Origin of the sequence: Nocardioides sp. NPDC127514 (assembly GCF_040302125.1) — a bacterium.
Classification (GTDB): Bacteria; Actinomycetota; Actinomycetes; order Propionibacteriales; family Nocardioidaceae; genus Nocardioides.
Genome location: NZ_JBEORF010000004.1, coordinates 63354 through 80705 on the forward strand (window position 1 = coordinate 63354; position 17352 = coordinate 80705).

At 70.8% G+C, this 17352-nt stretch carries 16 protein-coding genes and 1 tRNA gene; 5 read left to right on the forward strand and 12 right to left on the reverse strand.

Translation table 11 applies throughout. From position 1 onward, the window contains the following. Positions 1-43: 43 nt before the first annotated feature. Positions 44-853, reverse strand: a complete 810-nt coding sequence (locus ABTX24_RS04215; RefSeq protein WP_350837642.1) for an alpha/beta hydrolase — start codon at positions 851-853, stop codon at positions 44-46. Between the two features lie 31 nt (positions 854-884). Between ABTX24_RS04215 and ABTX24_RS04220 the strand changes: the two genes are divergently transcribed. Beyond that, positions 885-1448: a PadR family transcriptional regulator gene (locus tag ABTX24_RS04220; RefSeq protein WP_350837644.1), complete on the forward strand. Its 564-nt coding sequence runs from the start codon at positions 885-887 to the stop codon at positions 1446-1448. A gap of 13 nt (positions 1449-1461) precedes the next feature. Here ABTX24_RS04220 and ABTX24_RS04225 read toward each other — a convergent pair whose 3' ends face one another. The 4 genes from ABTX24_RS04225 to ABTX24_RS04240 form a co-directional block, all read right to left on the reverse strand. Next, positions 1462-2073: an MBL fold metallo-hydrolase gene (locus ABTX24_RS04225; RefSeq protein WP_350837646.1), complete on the reverse strand. Its 612-nt coding sequence runs from the start codon at positions 2071-2073 to the stop codon at positions 1462-1464. Beyond that, positions 2070-3170, reverse strand: a complete 1101-nt coding sequence (locus tag ABTX24_RS04230) for an S-(hydroxymethyl)mycothiol dehydrogenase (protein ID WP_350837648.1) — start codon at positions 3168-3170, stop codon at positions 2070-2072. The genes ABTX24_RS04225 and ABTX24_RS04230 overlap by 4 nt, the downstream gene beginning before the upstream one ends. A gap of 106 nt (positions 3171-3276) precedes the next feature. Continuing rightward, positions 3277-4299 carry a 2Fe-2S iron-sulfur cluster-binding protein gene (locus ABTX24_RS04235; RefSeq protein ID WP_350837650.1) on the reverse strand — a complete coding sequence of 341 codons (1023 nt, stop codon included), beginning with the start codon at positions 4297-4299 and terminating at the stop codon, positions 3277-3279. A gap of 3 nt (positions 4300-4302) precedes the next feature. Continuing rightward, the gene (locus tag ABTX24_RS04240) at positions 4303-5535 is read right to left on the reverse strand and encodes a cytochrome P450 (protein ID WP_350837652.1); all 1233 of its coding nucleotides are present in this window, start codon (positions 5533-5535) and stop codon (positions 4303-4305) included. A gap of 141 nt (positions 5536-5676) precedes the next feature. Between ABTX24_RS04240 and ABTX24_RS04245 the strand changes: the two genes are divergently transcribed. Continuing rightward, positions 5677-6615, forward strand: a complete 939-nt coding sequence (locus ABTX24_RS04245) for an AraC family transcriptional regulator (protein ID WP_350837654.1) — start codon at positions 5677-5679, stop codon at positions 6613-6615. Positions 6616-6620: 5 nt separating this feature from the next. On the opposite strand, the gene ABTX24_RS04250 is transcribed toward ABTX24_RS04245, so the two are convergent. The 7 genes from ABTX24_RS04250 to ABTX24_RS04280 all read right to left on the reverse strand — a co-directional run bounded on the left by ABTX24_RS04250 (position 6621) and on the right by ABTX24_RS04280 (position 14574). Next, positions 6621-7166 carry a TetR/AcrR family transcriptional regulator gene (locus ABTX24_RS04250; RefSeq protein ID WP_350717485.1) on the reverse strand — a complete coding sequence of 182 codons (546 nt, stop codon included), beginning with the start codon at positions 7164-7166 and terminating at the stop codon, positions 6621-6623. Further along, positions 7163-8344, reverse strand: a complete 1182-nt coding sequence (locus ABTX24_RS04255; protein WP_350837656.1) for a cytochrome P450 — start codon at positions 8342-8344, stop codon at positions 7163-7165. Before ABTX24_RS04255 ends, ABTX24_RS04250 begins: the two co-directional genes overlap by 4 nt. Positions 8345-8388: 44 nt before the next feature. After that, entirely contained in the window at positions 8389-8841 is a 453-nt protein-coding gene (locus tag ABTX24_RS04260) for a cupin domain-containing protein (RefSeq protein WP_350837658.1), read from the reverse strand. Between the two features lie 65 nt (positions 8842-8906). Beyond that, a complete protein-coding gene (locus ABTX24_RS04265) occupies positions 8907-11459 on the reverse strand; it encodes a helix-turn-helix transcriptional regulator (protein WP_350837660.1) in 2553 nt (850 codons plus the stop codon). A 62-nt stretch (positions 11460-11521) separates the two neighbouring features. Next, the gene (locus tag ABTX24_RS04270) at positions 11522-11893 is read right to left on the reverse strand and encodes a DoxX family protein (RefSeq protein ID WP_350837662.1); all 372 of its coding nucleotides are present in this window, start codon (positions 11891-11893) and stop codon (positions 11522-11524) included. A 74-nt stretch (positions 11894-11967) separates the two neighbouring features. Further along, positions 11968-14340: a sulfatase-like hydrolase/transferase gene (locus ABTX24_RS04275; protein WP_350837664.1), complete on the reverse strand. Its 2373-nt coding sequence runs from the start codon at positions 14338-14340 to the stop codon at positions 11968-11970. A gap of 147 nt (positions 14341-14487) precedes the next feature. After that, positions 14488-14574 (reverse strand) — tRNA-Leu (locus ABTX24_RS04280). Between the two features lie 244 nt (positions 14575-14818). Between ABTX24_RS04280 and ABTX24_RS04285 the strand changes: the two genes are divergently transcribed. From ABTX24_RS04285 to ABTX24_RS04295, 3 genes are read left to right on the forward strand one after another with little or no spacing between them, the layout of a single operon-like run. Next, a complete protein-coding gene (locus ABTX24_RS04285; RefSeq protein WP_045550788.1) occupies positions 14819-15526 on the forward strand; it encodes an FHA domain-containing protein in 708 nt (235 codons plus the stop codon). Further along, complete coding sequence (locus ABTX24_RS04290) at positions 15523-16005, forward strand: FHA domain-containing protein FhaB/FipA (RefSeq protein ID WP_141802030.1); 483 nt, start codon at positions 15523-15525, stop codon at positions 16003-16005. The genes ABTX24_RS04285 and ABTX24_RS04290 overlap by 4 nt, the downstream gene beginning before the upstream one ends. Next, entirely contained in the window at positions 16002-17336 is a 1335-nt protein-coding gene (locus ABTX24_RS04295; protein ID WP_160026077.1) for a PP2C family protein-serine/threonine phosphatase, read from the forward strand. Before ABTX24_RS04290 ends, ABTX24_RS04295 begins: the two co-directional genes overlap by 4 nt. Positions 17337-17352 lie beyond the last annotated feature (16 nt).

Genomic DNA, 17352 nt, shown 5'->3' on the forward strand with positions numbered 1-17352 from the left:
CTCCCCGATCGGAGAGTCTTGCGGGCAGGATCAGGGAGGAGAATCAGCTGGTGGCGTACGTGAGGACCTGCTGACCGAGCGGCGTGAGCCGGCCCTCTTCCAGCACCAGCTCCCAGCCGTGTCCGGCGTCGGCGGGCACGAACTCCGAAGAGGTGGCCTTCGCCAACGCTCGGGCCGCTTCGGCCTCCTCGGCGCCGTCGGTGTCCTCGGCGATGGCGATCAGGCCCGGCGTGCTGATCGAGTCGGCGACCGAGGCCAGGTCGACGCCGGCCCAGTTCGACGGCCCCGACAGGTCGACCCAACCGTCGACGTCCACGCCGGCGGCGACGGCCCGGACGGTCTGACTGCCTCCCATCGAGGCGCCGACGAGCACGACCGGCGCATCCGGCCACTGCTTCTCGACCTCGCTCAGCACGGCCTGCACCTGCGGCACCGGGTCGTCGGGGACCTTGATCCCGCAGTCGGCATCGCCGTAGCCGCAGAGGTCGAACGAGACGCCGGCGACGCCTTGGAGCGCCGCCAGGATCGCGAAGTCTCCCCAGCCGCAGCGGTCCCCGTCGGTCTGGTGGAGCATCACCAGCACCGCCGACGGGTCCTGGCCGTCCGGCGGGGAGAAGCGAATGGCCGGCAGCTCGAGCTTCTTGCCGGAGACCTGCATCGGCTCCACCCCGGCGTCGGTCTCCGGCAGGAAGCAGCCGCCGAGCTCGCCCTCGATGTACGGCCCGTCGGTGGGCAGCACCGGACCCGACTCCTTCGCCTTCGCCTTCGCCGGGTCGGCGTCGTCGGCGCCGCAGCCTGCCAGCAACAGGCCGAGGATCGCCGCCCCGGCCGCTACGCCCTTCATGCTCCGCATATGTCAATATTGACATATGAATGATCCCGGGGTGACCGCTTCCAACCTCGGCTTCGCGATCCTCGGGCTGCTGGCACGGCGGCCGAGCACCGGCTACGAGGTCGCGCAGCGGATGCGCCAGCCGATCGGCTACTTCTGGACCGCCCGCCACTCCCAGATCTACCCGGAGCTGAACCGTCTCGACGCCGCCGGCCTGGTCGACCACGAGGTCATCGAGGGCGCCGGCCCCAGGCCGACGAAGCGGTACCGGATCACCGAGACCGGTCGGGCCGCCCTGGCTGCCTGGGTCGTCGGCGACCTCGAGCCCCAGCCGGTCCGTGACCTGGAGGTCCTTCGGCTGTGGTCCATCTGGACCGTCGAGCCCGACGCCGCCACCGAGCTGGTCTGCCGGCTCGAGGCGGCCCATCAGGGCGTACTCGACCGCTACCTCGAGGAGCTGGCCGAGATCGCCGACCGCCCCGGCGTCCGCGACCCGTCGAACCCGCTGTTCGCCACTCGGATCACCCTCGAAGGAGGCATCCGGTCACGGCGTACGGCACTGGAGTGGTGCGCCTGGATGCGCGCGGAGCTTGCGGCCGCCGAGCGACGCGGATAGCCGGGGTCCTGCGTCAGCCCAGACCGGCGGCCTCGGCGGCGATCGTGGTGTCGTCGCCGTGCCCGGTGTGGACGACCGTGTCTCCCGGAAGCGTGAACAGCTTGGCCCGGATCGACGACTCGATCGTGGGCCGGTCGCTGAACGAGCGCCCGGTCGCCCCGGGACCGCCCTGGAACAGGGTGTCCCCGGTGAAGACGCACCCCAGCGACGGCACCGACAGACAGACCGCCCCGGGCGCGTGACCCGGCGTGTGCAGGACTGTCACCGAGGTGTCGCCGATCTCGATGACCTGGCCGTCGGACAGGTCCGCGTCCCACAGCTCGTCCGAGTGGGTGAGCTCCCACAGCGGCCGGTCGTCGGGATGCAGCAGGATCGGGGCCCGGACAGCCTCTCGCAGCGCCGGCGCCACGCGTACGTGGTCATCGTGGGCGTGCGTGCAGACGATCGCCTTCACGCGGCGACCGTCCACCACGGCCAGGATGTCCTCGACCGAATGAGGGGCGTCGATGACCAGGCACTCCTCGTCGTCACCGATCACCCACAGGTTGTTGTCGACCTGGTGGGTCTCGCCGTCGAGGCTGAACGTGCCGTTCGTGACGGCGTGGTCGATGCGTACGCCGGTCACAGGACCACCACCGAACGCAGCACGCCACCGTGATGCATCTTCTCGAAGGCCGCCTCGACATCCTCGATCCCGATCTCCTCGCTCACGAAGGCGTCCAGGTCGAGCCGCCCCTGGCGATAGAGGTCGACCAGCATCGGGAAGTCGCGGCTGGGGAGGCAGTCGCCGTACCAGCTGGACTTGAGGGCGCCACCGCGTCCGAAGACGTCGATGAGCGGGATCTCGGGCACCGTCATGTCGGGCGTGGGCACACCGACGAGGACGACGGTGCCGGCCAGGTCGCGGGCGTAGAAGGCCTGCTTCCACGTCTCCGGGCGCCCGACCGCCTCGACGACGATGTCGGCGCCTTCGGCACCTTCGTACGTCTCCGAGCAGATCCGTCGGATCTCCTCGACCGGGTCGGTCTGCGAGGAGTCCACGGTGTGCGTCGCGCCCATGGCCGCGGCACGCTCCAGCTTCTTCGCGTCGATGTCGACGGCGATGATCGGGCTCGACCCGGCCAGGGCCGCACCGGCGATCGCCGCCACTCCGACACCGCCGCACCCGATGACCGCCACCGACCTGCCACGGGTCGCGCCGCCGGTGTTGATGGCGGCACCGATACCGGCCATCACGCCACAGCCGAGCAGTCCGACAGCGGCAGGCCGGGCCTCCGGGTCGACCTTCGTGCACTGACCCGCCGCGACCAGCGTCTTCTCCGCGAAGGCGCCGATGCCCAGCGCGGGCGAGAGCTCCGTGCCGTCCTCGAGCGTCATCTTCTGGGTGGCGTTGAACGTGGCGAAGCAGTACTGGGGCTCACCGCGCTTGCATGCCCGGCAGCTGCCGCAGACCGCGCGCCAGTTGAGCACTACGAAGTCGCCCGGTGCCACGTCGGTCACGTCCGGACCCACCGTCTCGACGATCCCGGCGGCTTCGTGACCCAGGAGGAACGGGAACTCGTCGTTGATCCCGCCCTCGCGGTAGTGCAGGTCGGTGTGGCACACCCCGCACGACTGGATCTTCACCACCGCCTCGCCCGGTCCCGGGTCCGGGACGTTGATCGTGACGAGCTCGACGGGCGCGCCCTTGGCACGGGCGACGACGGCCTTGACCTGCTGCATGTCTCTCCTCTCGAGGCGCCGGAGGCATCCGGTCGCTCGGGCTCCATCCTGGGGGTTCGTGATATATCTCGGCAAGAACCGATCTCGGCGCCGGCGTTTTCCCGGGTCAGGAGCCCGGCCCGAGCCCGTCGGCCGGCTCGAACTTCTCGCGGTGGATGAGCCGGGGCGCAAGCCGGCGCCGCTTGAACGCCTTGACCCCGGCCTCGACCAGCGCCGGCGAGCCGCACAGCCACCCGGACCAGCCGCGGGCGCTGGCGACGTCCTCGACGAAGGCGTCGGGCGCGTAGCCGGTGCGGTGACCGGGTCGCGCCTCCCGGGAGAGCACGGTCACGAAGCTGAAGCTCGGGTACCTCTCGGCCAGCTCCGCGAGCCGGTCGTTGTCGTAGAGGTCCGCCTCGGTGCGTACGCCGTGGTAGAGCACCATCACCCGGTCGGGGTGGCGTTCGAGCGCGGTGCGGGCGATGCCCAGCAGGGGCGCCAGACCGGTGCCGCCACCGATGAGCACCATCGGCTCGCCCGCGTCCTGGTCCGCGTCCGGGACGTGGAAGTCGCCCAGCGGACCGCGTACCTCGACCCGGTCGCCGACCGACACCGGCCCGAAGAGCCAGTCGCTGGCCACGCCGCCGGGGATGCGGCGTACGTGGAGCTCGAGGACCTTGTCCTCCTGGGCGGTGTTGGCGAGCGAGTACTGGCGGCGCTCGGCGGTGCGGGGGACGAGCAGCTCGACGTACTGTCCCGCCGAGAACGCGAGCGGCTCCTCAAGACCGAGCCGGACGCGCCGGGTGTCGCGGGCGATGTCCTCGACGTCGACGACGGTGGCGGTGAGGTCACGGAGCGGATGGGTGGCGCGGCCCGCCTCCGTGCCACGCAGAGCGACCTCGGTGTCCTCGAGCGGCCGGGCCTGGCACGCCAGCGCCAGACCGCTCGCGCGCTCGTCCGCGGTCAGCGTCTCGAGCGGCGAGTCGCGGTGGTCGACGTCGCCGCACAGGACCTGCAGCTTGCAGGTGCCGCAGGTGCCCTGGTTGCAGGAGTTCGGCATCCACACGCCGGCGCGGAGGAACGCCTCCAGGATCGACTGGTCCTCGGCGCACTCGACGCGGCGGCCGGAGACACTGATCGCGGCGGACATCGCTCAGACCTCCCAGGTGCAGTGCAGGCTGGTCGGGCCGCGGAATCCCCAGCCCCAGAACTCGACGCCCTCACCGGTGTCGCGCTCCAGGTTCGGGATCGCCTCGAAGAGCTCCTCGAGCCCGATCCGCATCACCTGGTTGGCGTAGTAGATGCCGGCGCACGCGTGGTTCCCGGCGCCGAAGGCGAGGTGCGGCAGCGGCGGCCGGTGCAGGTCGTACGCCGTCGGCGCATCGTATTTCCCGGAGTCGTGGTTCGCGGAGCCGTAGGAGAGGATCACCGGGGTCCCGGCGGGCAGGTCGACGCCGGCGATGGTGACCGGCTTGGTGCTGATCCGCGCGGTCGCCGACCAGATCGGGGAGGTCCAGCGCATGCCCTCGGAGATGGCCCGCGGCAGCAGCGACGGGTCGTCGACGACCTCCTCCAGCTGCTCGGGCCGGCTGAAGAGCCCCACCAGGGTCGAGGCCATCCCGTGGCCGGGCTCCTGCATCGCGCCCAGCAGGTAGACGTAGATGGTGGGGTAGATGTACGCGCGATCGCGGGTCTTTCCCGGCGGCATGCCGTCGTGGAGCCAGTGGGAGATCGCGGTGTTCTCGGGGTGCTCGATCCACCGGTCGATCAGCGGGTCGACGACCGCCTGGATCTCGGCCCTGGCCTCGTCACCGGGCGTGAACCCGTCGGGGTTGGTGAACTCCCCGTTCTCGTCGACCGCGGCGTTGGTGAACGAGACGCTCAGCTTGTGGAACCACTCGCGGAGCTTGTCGGAGGAGACCGACTGCAGCCCGAGCAGGTCGCCGAGCGAGCGTACGGAGACCGGCTCGCAGTACTCCGCGACCAGCTCGGCGCGGCCGCGGTCCTCGAACTGCTCGACGTAGTTCCGGGCGATCGGGCGGACCAGGTCGTCCACCCAGCTGTCGACCTCGGCCGGCTGGAGCTGGGGCTCGACCATGCCGCGCAGGTCGGCGTGGATGTCGCCGTTGACGCCGATGATCGCCGGGTGCCCGAACGTACGTCCGCCGGCCGGGGTGATCACCGCCTCGAAGTCGGGGCTGGTGGCGACCTCGCGGCAGATCTCCGCGGTGGAGGCGACGTAGGAGCCGAGGACCGGGACGAAGGCGAGCGGCGCCTCGCGGCGAAGGCGCTCATAGGTCGGGTAGGGGTTCCGCTCCAGCTCGGTCATCGTCACGTCGTCGAGCCAGGAGAGGTCCTGCTTGCCGGGTTGCTGCGTGGTCGTCATGGGTGCTCCTCGGGAGGGTCGGAGGTTCCGAACAGGACTCGAAAGTAGGTCGGTCCCGACGCAGCGGCGACACGGATTGCGCGGGTTCGGCACCCTGAGCGCGGCCGATTTGTGACGCTCGTCTCAGGTACGCTCAGCGGCATGTCCGGTCGTATGCGAGCCGCTCCCAGGGACTGGGGCCAGGCCTCGCGCGTCGTGGCCCAGGCGTACTTCCCGCACGAGCTCCGGCCGGTCGGCGGCGCGCACGAGCCGCGGCTCACGCTGCGTACGCTCGATCTCGGGCCGGTCCTGATCGGCCACGTCGGCTGGGGCGCGGACGTCGCGATCGAGTGCGACTACCCGAGCGCGTACGAGGTGAACATGCCGATCACCGGCCACCTGGAGAGCCGCGGCCGGTTCGGGGAGATCACCTCGGTGGTCGGCCAAGGCACCGTCTTCCGGGCCGACACCCCGTCCCTGATCACCCACTGGGACGCGACCTGCACCGTGCTCGGCGTGAAGTTCGACAGCGACTGGCTGGAGGTCGAGACCGAGCGGATCCTGGGCACCGACCGCGTCAACACCCGCGCCATCCTCCCGGAGCAGCTGTCGCTGGAACGCGGCCGCGGTCGCGCCTGGCACCGCCTGATCACCAGCCTGGCCGCCAACCTGCACGACCCGGACCTCTTCGCCGACAGCGAGCTCGTACGCCGCCAGCTCGCCGGCGCGGTCGCCGCCGGCCTGATGGAGATGTGCTGCCCCGACGGCGGCGTCACCGCAACTGCGCAGCCGAGGACGATCCGCCGCGTGGTCGAGGCCCTCCACGACGACCCGGCCCGGGCCTGGACCGCCGCCGACATGGCCACCCTTGCCGGCACCAGCGTCCGCCGCCTGCAGGAGGGCTTTCAGCAGTGGCTGGGTTGCGCACCCTCCCGCTACCTCCTCGACATCAGGCTCCAGCGCGCCCACGCCGACCTCACCACCGACCCCACCGCCAGCGTCGGCGACGTCGCGGCGCGCTGGGGCTTCTCCTCCGCGAGCCGCTTCGCCGCCGCACACCGACAGAAGTACGGCACCGCCCCGTCGGCCGCCCGCCGCTGACGGGTCTAGCTGCTTGCCGGCACCACGAGGAACCGCTCCAGCAGGCGGCGCTCGGCTTCTTCGTCGTCGCCGGGGTTGGAGAGGAACGACAGGATGATCCGCAGGATCCAGTCGGCGAGGTCGGGATCGGTGGTTTCCGAGTCGGAGGCGAGGTAGCTCTGGGCGACGCCGCGGATGACAGGGGAGTCGTGGAGGACCTCGCGGAGGAGAGTGCTGTCACCCGCGTACCAGGCGGCGAGGTGGGGGCGCTCGCGCACGGCGGCGAGGCAGGCGACGACGGCCTCGACCACGCGACTGCGGGAGTCGGTCACCTCGGCCGCGACCTCCCCGACCTGCTTCGTGATGAGCCGCGCTTCGCGGTGGGCGAAGGCGTAGATCAGCGCCTGCCGGTTCTCGAAGTAGCGGTACAGGGTCGCGCGCGAGCAGCCGGCCGCGCGGGCGACCTCGTCCATGCCCGGCTTGTCGACGCCCCGCTCCACGAAGAGCGCGCCCGCGGCGTCGAGGATCCGCTCGGCGGCGAGCTCGGTCCGCTCCGCCTCGAGCCAGCTCACGCCGTCACCTCGACGTGAAGGCTGACGGGCCTGCGTACGTAGCTCCCCGGCGCCCATCGCAGGGAGTCGTGGTCGACGGTGAAGGACGGCATCCGGGTGAGTATCTCGGTGAGCGTCACCCGGCCCATCATCCGGGCGGCCGCCGCGCCCAGGCAGTGATGCGCGCCCTGGGCGAAGGTCAGGATCTGCCGGGGCCGGCGGGTGACGTCGAGCTCCTCGGCGTCGGCGCCGAAGGCGCGCGGATCCCGGTTCGCTGCGGCGTAGCAGAGCAGGACCTTCTTGCCCGCGGGAATGGTGACGTCGTGGAGAGTGACGTCGCGGGTGGTGGTCCGAGCGAGCCCCTGCACGGGCGAGGTGAGCCGCAGCAGCTCCTCGACGGCGGCCGGGACGTCCTGCAGGGCGAGCTCGCGCTGGTCGGGGCGGTCCGCCAGCAGCGGGAGGCCACCACCCAGCAGCCCGGTCGTCGTGTCGTTGCCGCCCGCGACCATCGTGAAGGCGAACGCGAGCACCCGCAGCAGGCCGGCGTCATCATCGGCCTGCCCGGCGGCGACGAGATGGGAGACGGTGTCGTCGCCGGGCTCCCGCCGGCGGCGCTCGATGAGCTCGGCGAAGTAGCCCATCAGCTCGGCGGCGGCACCGGCCCCGCTGCTCTCGTCCTGAGCGGCGTTGGCCGTCACGATCGCGTCGGTCCACACGTCGAAGCGGCCCCAGTCCACCTCGGGGACGCCGAGATAGTGGGCCACCACCATGCTCGGCAGCGGCTTGAACAGCTCCGCGACGATGTCGCCGCCGCCCGCGGCCCTAAGCTGCTCGACCCGCTCGACGACGAACTGGGTGACCCGGGGAGTCACGTCCTCGACCTGCTTCGGGGTGAACCCGCGGTTCACCAGCTTCCGGAACGCCGTGTGCGTCGGCGGATCGGTCATCACCATCGGCGGGTTGTCGGCCAGCCCGATCCGGTCGAGCTCGTCATGAGCGGTCGTCAGCCCTCCGGTCGAGCTGTACGTCTCGTGGTCGCGCACCGCCGCGTAGACGTCGTCGTGCCTGGTCAGGACCCAGTAGTCACCCCGGTCGACGTGATGGGCCGGGTCGTGCTCGCGCAGCGCGGCGTACATCGGCCACGGGTCGGCCCAGGACGCGCCGGTCGGAGGGACGTACGTGGCGACTCTGTGAGACATATCGCTTGACATGTCTCACAGAATCAACACACGCGACTAGTTTGTCAATGGGTCGGCCCGGCGAGGGCGACGCCATGACGCTCGGTGACCGACATGATCGCGGCCATCGAGTCCGCGGCCGGCTGGTCGGCGGGAACGGAGCTGGCGAAGTCGGCGAAGAAGCGGCCGGCGCCGTCGCCGGTGGTGATCGCGAGGAACCGGGCGGAGTCGCCGACGACCTCGAAGGTGAGGGGCGTCCCCGCAGGGCAGACGACCATCCCGTGCGGTTCCACGTGGTAGGCCGTGCCGTCGACGTACGCGGTGACGCGACCCTCGAGCAGGTACAGCACCCCGCTCCACGGCGAGACGTGCGGCGGCGCCATCGGCGCGGCGGGGGCGACGACCTCGAAGACCTCGAACGCACCCTGGGCGTCCTTCACGGCCGCCTTCGCGATGTGGTCACCGTCGATCATCGGAATGTGCCGGCCCTCGTCGGGCCGTACGTAGGTGGTGCTCATGACTCCTCCTCCGGTTGGGTGCGTTCAGCATCCGCCGCTGGAGCCGGGGTGGTGCGAGTAGTGCGCTACTCGACTCCGAGAGGGTCGGCCAGCCCGGCACGTTCGGAGACGCCGAGCTTGTGGCCGGCCCGGTAGAGGTGGCCCTCGACGGTGCGTACCGACAGGGTCAGTCGCGCCGCGATGTCCTTGTTCGACAACCCTCGGGCGGCCAGGGCGGCGATCTCGCGCTCGCGGGCCGTCAGCGGCAGCGGCCGGGCCGCGACCACCAACGCCGGGGTGCGGGCACCCGACCGCTCGGCCAGCTTCGCCGCGGTGGCCGCCGCGGTCAGGGCCGACCCCTGCCGCCCTGCGCGGCGGTGCACGTCGGCGGCCTGCGCGGCGGCGTCGCCCGCGGCGACGAGGTCACCGAGCCGGGCCCACGCATGCGCCACCTGGAGCAGCGCGTCGCCGTCCTCGTCGGCCCAGGCCCGGGCGTGGGCCAGGGCCGTGTCGGCGCGAGGGCCGAGTCCGGCCAGCGGGGCGAGCCGGCGGGCCGGCGCCACCGTCGTGTCGCCGAGCTGGACCGCGGTCTGCCAGGCAAGAACCTCGTACGCCGGCGAACCCGCCTCGCGAGCGAGATCCGCCGCGGCGACCGCGTGGCCGATCGCCTCCGTCGTCCATCCCGCGGCCGCGGCACCCCATGCCTGTGCCAGGCGATCATCAGGCAGATAGAGCCGGTACGCCGGATGGTGCCCGGCAGCGACGTCGGCCAGCAGCGGCGCCGCGTTCTCCGGTTGGCCGGCCTGCGCCAGGGCGGTCGCCAGCAACGTACGACACCGGAACCGGAACTCGTGGCCGGAGCCGTCCAGCGCGGCCCAGGCCTCGCGTAACGAGAGGAGGGCATCGAGCAGGCGGCCCTCGGCCAGGGCCGCGTGACCTGCGACGACGAGCCCCATGAGCCTGGCCGGCCCAGGGAGGTCGGCCGAGGCGGCCCGCATCCTCCGGGCCAGGTCCGTGCCCCGGTCCGGTGTGCCCGCGAGACGGTGCCCGAGCACCTGGAAGTCGGCGAGCCCGAAACCGGGGATGACGGTCGGCACCCGGTCTGCGGTCAACCCACCCACGATCGCGGCCTCGTCGAGGAGCTCGCGGTCACCGGTGACGGCGGCCGCCGCGGACGCGGCGGTGGCCACGAGGATGCCGGCCAGGTCGTCGGGGACCTCGCTCCGCAGCAGCTGCGGCGCCCGGGCGAGCACGCCCGAGATCTCGCCGTCCACCAGATCCAGGACGAGCGACATGGCGGCGACGTGGGCCGGGGCTGCCCCGGTGGCCTCGGCGGCGGCCAGTGCTTGATGGGCCTCGTCGGGCCGGGCCATCGTGAAGAGCAGGTTGCCGGTGCGGTGCAGCTGCACCATCGCGAGCAGCCCGGGGTCGGACGCCGTGGCGACGATGTCCTCGTGGATCGCCTCGGCCTCCTCCCCACGGCTGAGCCAGGAGAGCGCCGCGCCGTGCACGACCCTCGCGGCGATGTCGCCGGTGGCAGCGGCCGCGCGTGCCAGCCGCTCGGCCAGCGGCAGGTCGTACATCCGGGTCGCGGCCTCGGCGGCCCGCAGGAACAGCGCCGGCTCCGGTGGCAGGTCGGAGTCGAGGGTCAGTACGGCGCGGGGGATCGGGTCCGGCTCCGGGTCCAGGGTGAGCGCCACCCGGCCGCGGAGGCGACGGGCACGCAGCGTGCCCATCGCGGTGCGGCGTACCTCGCCATAGAGGGGGTGTGCGAGCCGGGCGACCACTCCGTCAGTACGCACCAGCCCACGCTCCTCCGCCTCCTCGAGGTCGGCTGCCGAGGTCAGCGCGGACAGAGTCGCGACCGCCACCGGCTCGGCCAGGGCGACCACGTCGACGACGTCCTGCACCCCGGCCGCGAGGTCCCCGATCTCCCGCTCCAGGAGACCGGCGAGCTCCGGCGAGATCGCCGGCTCGCTGGTCCACCGCCAGATCCCGGACGCCGCGGTGAACCTCCCTGTCGCCACCTCGCCGGCAAGCAGGTGCCGCAGGAACAGCGGGCTGCCCTCGGTCATCGTCCACAGCCGGTGCGCGGAGTCCGTGTCGACCGGACCGCCGAGCACCCGGGCGATCAGCCGGGTGCTCTCCTCGGCATCCAACGGCGCCAGGTCCAGGCGCGGGAGGTGCTCGTCCTTCCACAGCGAGGTCACGATGTCGGGCGCGGGCTCACCGGTGCGGAGCGTGATCAGCACCGGAGCCATCCGCCGGGCCACCACCCGATGGATCACGATCGCGGAGTGCTCGTCGAGCAGATGAGCGTCGTCGACGGTGAGCACGATCGGCAGCTGCCGGGTGATCTGGTCGAGCGCCCTGCTGATGGTCTCGGCCGCCTCGCCGGGCGGGACGTCGAGCAGACCGGCGAACGCACCGAGCGGGAACTGCCGGGCGGCCGAGCTCCCCTGGGCGAAGACGACCGATCCGCTGTGACCGGCAGCGGCCGCCAACGCCTCGCGGGCGAGCCGGGTCTTCCCCACCCCCGCCCGACCCGCAACGATGACGCCCGCCGCACCGGGCCGGATCGCCGCCGCCACCCTGCGCAGCTCCTCGTCCCGGCCGGTCAGCGGCCACGGCCGCTCCATGGCGTCAGGCTAGCGACCCGGTTCCGCGGGCGCATCACTCAAAAGGTGGCTGCGCTCAGGACCTAGAACGGCTCGATCGCGAAGCGCCCCCATGCGATGAAGACCATCGCCGCCAAGAACAGCAGGTCACCGGCCAGCTCCTTGTACTCGTTGCGCCGCACCCGCTCGGTGACCGCGCCGGCCATGTAGAGCGCCATGCACGACGCCGCGACCGGCACCAGGACCGGCGCGATGTCGAGCAGCCCCGGAAGGATCAGACCGAGGCCGCCCAGCGTCTCGACGGCGCCCATGAACTTCACCTTGCCGGGCGTGAAGTCCTCCGGCCAGCGGGTCTTGGCCGTGTACTTCTCGTACGGCATCGTCAGCTTGACGATTCCGCCGGTGACATAGGCGATGCCGAATACGCCGGCGACGATCCAGAGGGCAATGTTCATGATGTCTCCCTGTGTTCAGGTGATTCCCGATGTTCACCCCCTCCGACGGGACACACGGTGCGTCTGTGACATCGCTACTGACGTGCCATCGCAATCCTGAACCGCTCGTCCGGGTCGATGTAGTGGTCATGTACGTCGTCGCCGAGGTCGATCTGGACCCACGCGATCTTGCCGGTGAACCGGCTGGTCCGGCTGGTGTAGTCGGAGGAGACCGTCGTACCGGACTCGTAGCCGATGTCGGTGGTCTCATCGGCCGAGAAGACCATCGGCTGGGTCATCGCCACCCGACCCGCCCCGACCGGCTTGCCGTCGTCGTAGAGCGTGACGTCGCCGCCCTTGGCGAGGCCGCCGCCGTCGTACGCGAACTCGACCCGGACCTGGCGGGTTCCCGCCGCGAGCAGGGACTCGGAGACGACGGGGAACTGCTGGATGCCGAGGACGTTGTAGACGAACTTGAGCCGACCGTCGCGGGCGAAGAACGTCCAGCCGCCGAACCGGCCGCCCTGGGCGATGATCACGCCCTCGGCGCCGGCGTCGGGGATCGTCACCTCGGCGGTGACGGAGAACGACTTGTTCTTGATGCTGACCACGCTGTTCTCCGAGAGCCGTCCCATGCCGGGGAAGAAGAGCTGGGTGTTGCCGTGGACGAGCGTCGGCCGGCCGGCCATCGCCGGCTCGAGCCGCTCGCCGGTGCGGTCGTCCATCGGCAGCACCCCGTACTTCACCGCCTCGATCAACCAGAGCCGCTGCAGCTCCGCGAGCTTCTCGGGGTGCTCCGCCGAGAGGTCCCTCGCCTGGCTGAAGTCCGTGGTGCCGTCGTAGAGCTCCCATACGTCGTCGTCGAACGCCGGCAGCTCTCCGCCGACCATCACCCACGGGGTGCGGTGCTTGGTGACCGCGCTCCAGCCCTTGTGGTAGACGCCGCGGTTGGCGAACATCTCGAAGTACTGCAGGTCGTGCCGCTCGGGCTCGTTCGCGCCTCGGAACGTGTAGAGCATGCTCGTCCCCTCCATCGGCGACTGCTGGACGCCGTTGACCATGGCCGGTTCGGGCAGCCCCGCCGCTTCGAGGACGGTCGGCGCCAGGTCGATCACGTGGGTGAACTGGGATCGCACCGAGCCCGGGTCGTCGATCCCGTCCGGCCAGTGCACGATGGTGCCGTTGCGGGTGCCGCCCCAGTGCGACGCGACCTGCTTGGTCCACTGGAGCGGCGAGTTCATCGCCCACGCCCAGCCGACCGAGTAGTGGTTGTAGGAGCTGGGCGAGCCGAACTCGTCCATCTTCGCCCGCATGAACTCGGGCGTCTCCAGCGCGGCCATGCCGTTGAAGTTGGCCATCTCGTTGAAGGCGCCGTTGACGGTGCCCTCGGCTGAGGCGCCGTTGTCGCCGATGATGTAGTAGACGATGGTGTTGTCGAGCACGCCGAGGTCGGCGATGGTGTCGATCACCCGGCCGACGTGGTGGTCGGTGTGCTCGAGGAAGCCGGCGTACACCTCCATCTGACGGGCGAGCACGGGCTTGAGCTCGTCCGGCATGTCGTCCCACGCCGGGATCTCGTCGTGGCGGGCGGTCAGCTCGGCGTCCGCGGGGATGACCCCGAGCTCCTTCTGCCGCGCGAAGGTGCGCTCGCGGTGGACGTCCCAGCCGTCGTCGAACTTGCCGGCGTACTTGTCGATCCACTCCTGGGGGACGTGGTGGGGAGCGTGGGTCGCGCCAGGCGCGAAGTAGGCGAAGAAGGGCCGGTCAGGCATCAGCGCCTTCTGCTGGCGGATCCAGGAACACGCGTGGTCGGCCAGATCCTCGGTGAGGTGATAGCCCTCCTCGGGCGTCGCCGGGGGCTCGATCGCGGTGGTGCCTTCGTAGAGCGCAGGGTCCCACTGGTTGTTCTCGCCGCCGATGAAGCCGTAGAACGTCTCGAACCCGCCGCCGGCCGAGGGCCAGGCGTCGAAGGGGCCGAGCGGCGAGGTCTGCCAGACCGGGACCTCGTGGCACTTCCCGAACTGTGCCGTCGAGTACCCGTTGAGCTTGAGCGTCATCGCGAGCGGTGCCTTGGTGTTCGGCCGCAGCGAGCTGTTGCCGGGCGCCGAGGTGGCCGTCTCGGTGATGCTGCCCATGCCGACGGAGTGGTGGTTCCGCCCGGTCAGCAGCGCCTGTCGCGTCGGGGCGCACAGCGCCGTCGTGTGGAACCGGTTGTAGCGAAGACCGTTGCCCGCCAGCCGCTCGGCGACCGGCGTGGCGCAGGGCCCTCCGAAGGCGCTGGCCGCGCCGAAGCCGACGTCGTCGAGGAGGACGACCAGTACGTTGGGCGCTCCGTCCGGCGGGAGCAGCGGCTCGATCGGCGGGTAGGCGGTGTCGGGATCCTTGGCGTCGTACGTCGTGTGCGCCGCAGTCGGCCGGTCCGGGATCGGCAGCATGGTCCGGGCGTGAGAGTCGGGACGGTTCGGCATCGCAATGGCTCCAGTCGTCGGCGGATACCCACCGAGCGTCGCAACCGACCGCGCCCGCCGCGTCACCCTTGGTGGATGATCGACTGCGTTCTTCAGGATTCGCCCTGAAATGCACGAAGCCCCAGGTCATCCCTGGGGCTTCGGTGGTGGTGCGCGAGGGGGGAGTTGAACCCCCACGTCCTTTCGGACACACGGACCTGAACCGTGCGCGTCTGCCTATTCCGCCACTCGCGCGTGCAGCAGAGGAAACGTTAGCCCACGGGCGTCCACCGACCCAAAACGACGGCACCCCGGTCGCCTTGACGCTGGTGGTCACCCGATCGTGGGAGGATCGAAACCACGCAGAATGCGGGAAGTGGCAGATCCCCTAGGGTGCACCGATACGATCGGGCCGAATCCCGGGGACCACTGTGCCCGTACGCGACTGACCACCCACCCCGACCGGCCCACCCCCGGCACCTGAGAGGAGCGCAACAACGTGAGCGGCCTGCAGAAGTTCGAGCAGAAGTTGGAGCAGCTCATCTCAGGCGCTTTCGCGAAGGCGTTCCGGTCCGAGGTGAAGTCGGTGGAGATCGTCGCCGCGCTCCAGCGCGAGATCGACAACAACGCCCAGGTGCTCAGCCGCCAGCGGCGCCTGGTCCCCAACGACTTCTTCGTGGAACTGTCCTCCAGCGACCTGAGCAAGCTGGAGTCGTACGGCCCGCACCTCAAGGAAGAGCTGAAGCGCCAGCTGATGGACCACGCCGAGGCGCAGGGGTTCGTCTTCCCCGGCCGCGTGAGCATCGAGTTCGGCGAGGCGAAGGACCTGACGATCGGCCGGTTCCGGGTGCGCAGCCGCGCCCAGGCCGCCGTCTCCGGCGCCGACATGAGCGACACCCAGGTCAGCCGCGCGCAGGCCTACCTGGAGATCAACGGCACCCGGCACCCGCTCCACGGCAACCTCGTCGTGGGCCGGGGCACCGACGCCGACCTGCGCATCAACGACCCCGGCATCAGCCGCCGCCACATCGAGTTCCGCTCGAAGCAGGCCGGCGACCGTGTGCGCGTCGAGGTCTATGACCTCGGCTCGACCAACGGCATGCTGGTCAACGGGCAGAAGATGGCGAGTGCCACCCTGGACGACGGCTCTCAGGTGCGCATCGGCACCACCGTCATCACCGCGCATATCGTGGAGGAGCGCCGTTGAGCGAGCTGACCCTTTTCCTCATCCGGGTCGCCTATCTGGCGATCCTGTGGATCTTCGTGCTGGCCGCGTTGTCGGTGATCCGCTCCGACATGTTCGGCGCGCGGGTCACCAACGCCTCCGCCGGCGGCCAGCCCGCGGCCCCGCCGGCTCGCGGCAAGGCTGCCGCTGCGCGCGCACCGCGGCGCGGCGTACCCACGCATGTCGCCGTCACCACCGGCTCCAACGCCGGTGTGACCGTGCCTCTCTCGCAGGCACCCATCGTCATCGGCCGCGGCAGCGATGCCGCGATCATCCTCGATGACGACTACGCCTCCACCCGCCACGCCCGGATCGCCGTCTCCGGCGACCAGTGGTTCGTGGAGGACCTCGGATCGACCAATGGCACCTACATCGGGTCCGTCCGGATCAATCAGCCGACCGCCATCTCTCTCGGGACCCAGGTGCGGATCGGTAAAACAATCCTGGAGCTGCGCAAGTGACCGCTGCGACCGACCCCACCCCCGACCCCGCACCCAGCCCCGGCTCTGCCGACGGACGACCCTTCCGCCTCGAGTTCGCGGCGGTCTCGGACGTCGGCCGGGTGCGCAAGGACAACCAGGACAGCGGGTACGCCGGCCCCTGGCTGCTGACCGTCTGCGACGGTGTCGGCGGCGCTGCCCGCGGTGACATCGCCTCCAGCACGGCCGTCCAGCAGCTGCGCAAGCTCGACGAGGAGCCGGCCCTCGGGCTGGTCGACGACGACCTGATCGGCCTGGTCTCCCACGCGCTGCACATGGCCCACGACGAGATCGGCCACCTGGTCGACCACGACCCGACGCTCAACGGCACCAGCACGACCTCGACCGTCGGCCTCTTCGACGGCTCCAAGCTGACCGTCGGCCACGTGGGCGACAGCCGCGCCTATCTCCTCCGCAACGGCGCGATCCACCAGGTCACCCACGACCACACCTTCGTGCAGACGCTTCTCGACGAGGGGAGGATCACGGAGGAGGAGGCCAAGACCCACCCCCACCGCAACCTGATCCTCAAGGCCCTCGACGGCACCCGGGAGCTCGAGCCCGACCTGTTCATCGTCGACCTCGTCGCCGGCGACCGGCTGATGTTCTGCAGCGACGGTGTCTGCGGCTACGTCGACGACCCGCGGATCGCCGACATCCTGGCCACCGGCACGCCCGAGTACGCAGCCGTCGAGCTGGTCCGGGTCTCCCTCGACTCCGGCAGCACCGACAACGTGACCTGCGTGGTCGCCGACGTGGTGCCGAGCGACACCATCCCGTCCCCGGGCCTCGAGGCCCAGATGGTGGGCGCGGCGGCCGAGCTCAAGCGGAAGACCACCAAGACCGGCCAGATGACCGCCCTCTTCCGCGGTCACCGGATGGGCGACACCGGCGAGCTGGACCCGATCGACGAGGAGATCCCCGACGGCGCGATCGCCGCCGACCCGGAGGAGATGCGCTACGCGCTCCAGGCGCCGGCCAAGTATCTGAAGCTGCGCTGGGCCTTCGGGCTGCTGACCCTTCTCGGCGTCGTCTGGATCGCCGTTGCGACCGCGTTCGTCTGGTCGCAGAACCAGTGGTACATCGGCGAGCAGGACGGCAATGTCACGATCTTCCGCGGCGTACCCACCACGATGATCGGCCTCGATCTCTCCGAGCCCTACCAGACCTCCAACCTGAAGGTCGCCGACCTGGCCGAGACCTACCAGAACCAGCTCGAGGACGGGATCCACAGCAAGGACCTCGCCGGCGCCCAGGAGAAGGTGCAGTCTCTCGCGGACCAGAGCGCCGCGGACGCGGGAAGCGGGTCATGAGCGGTTTCACACCGGC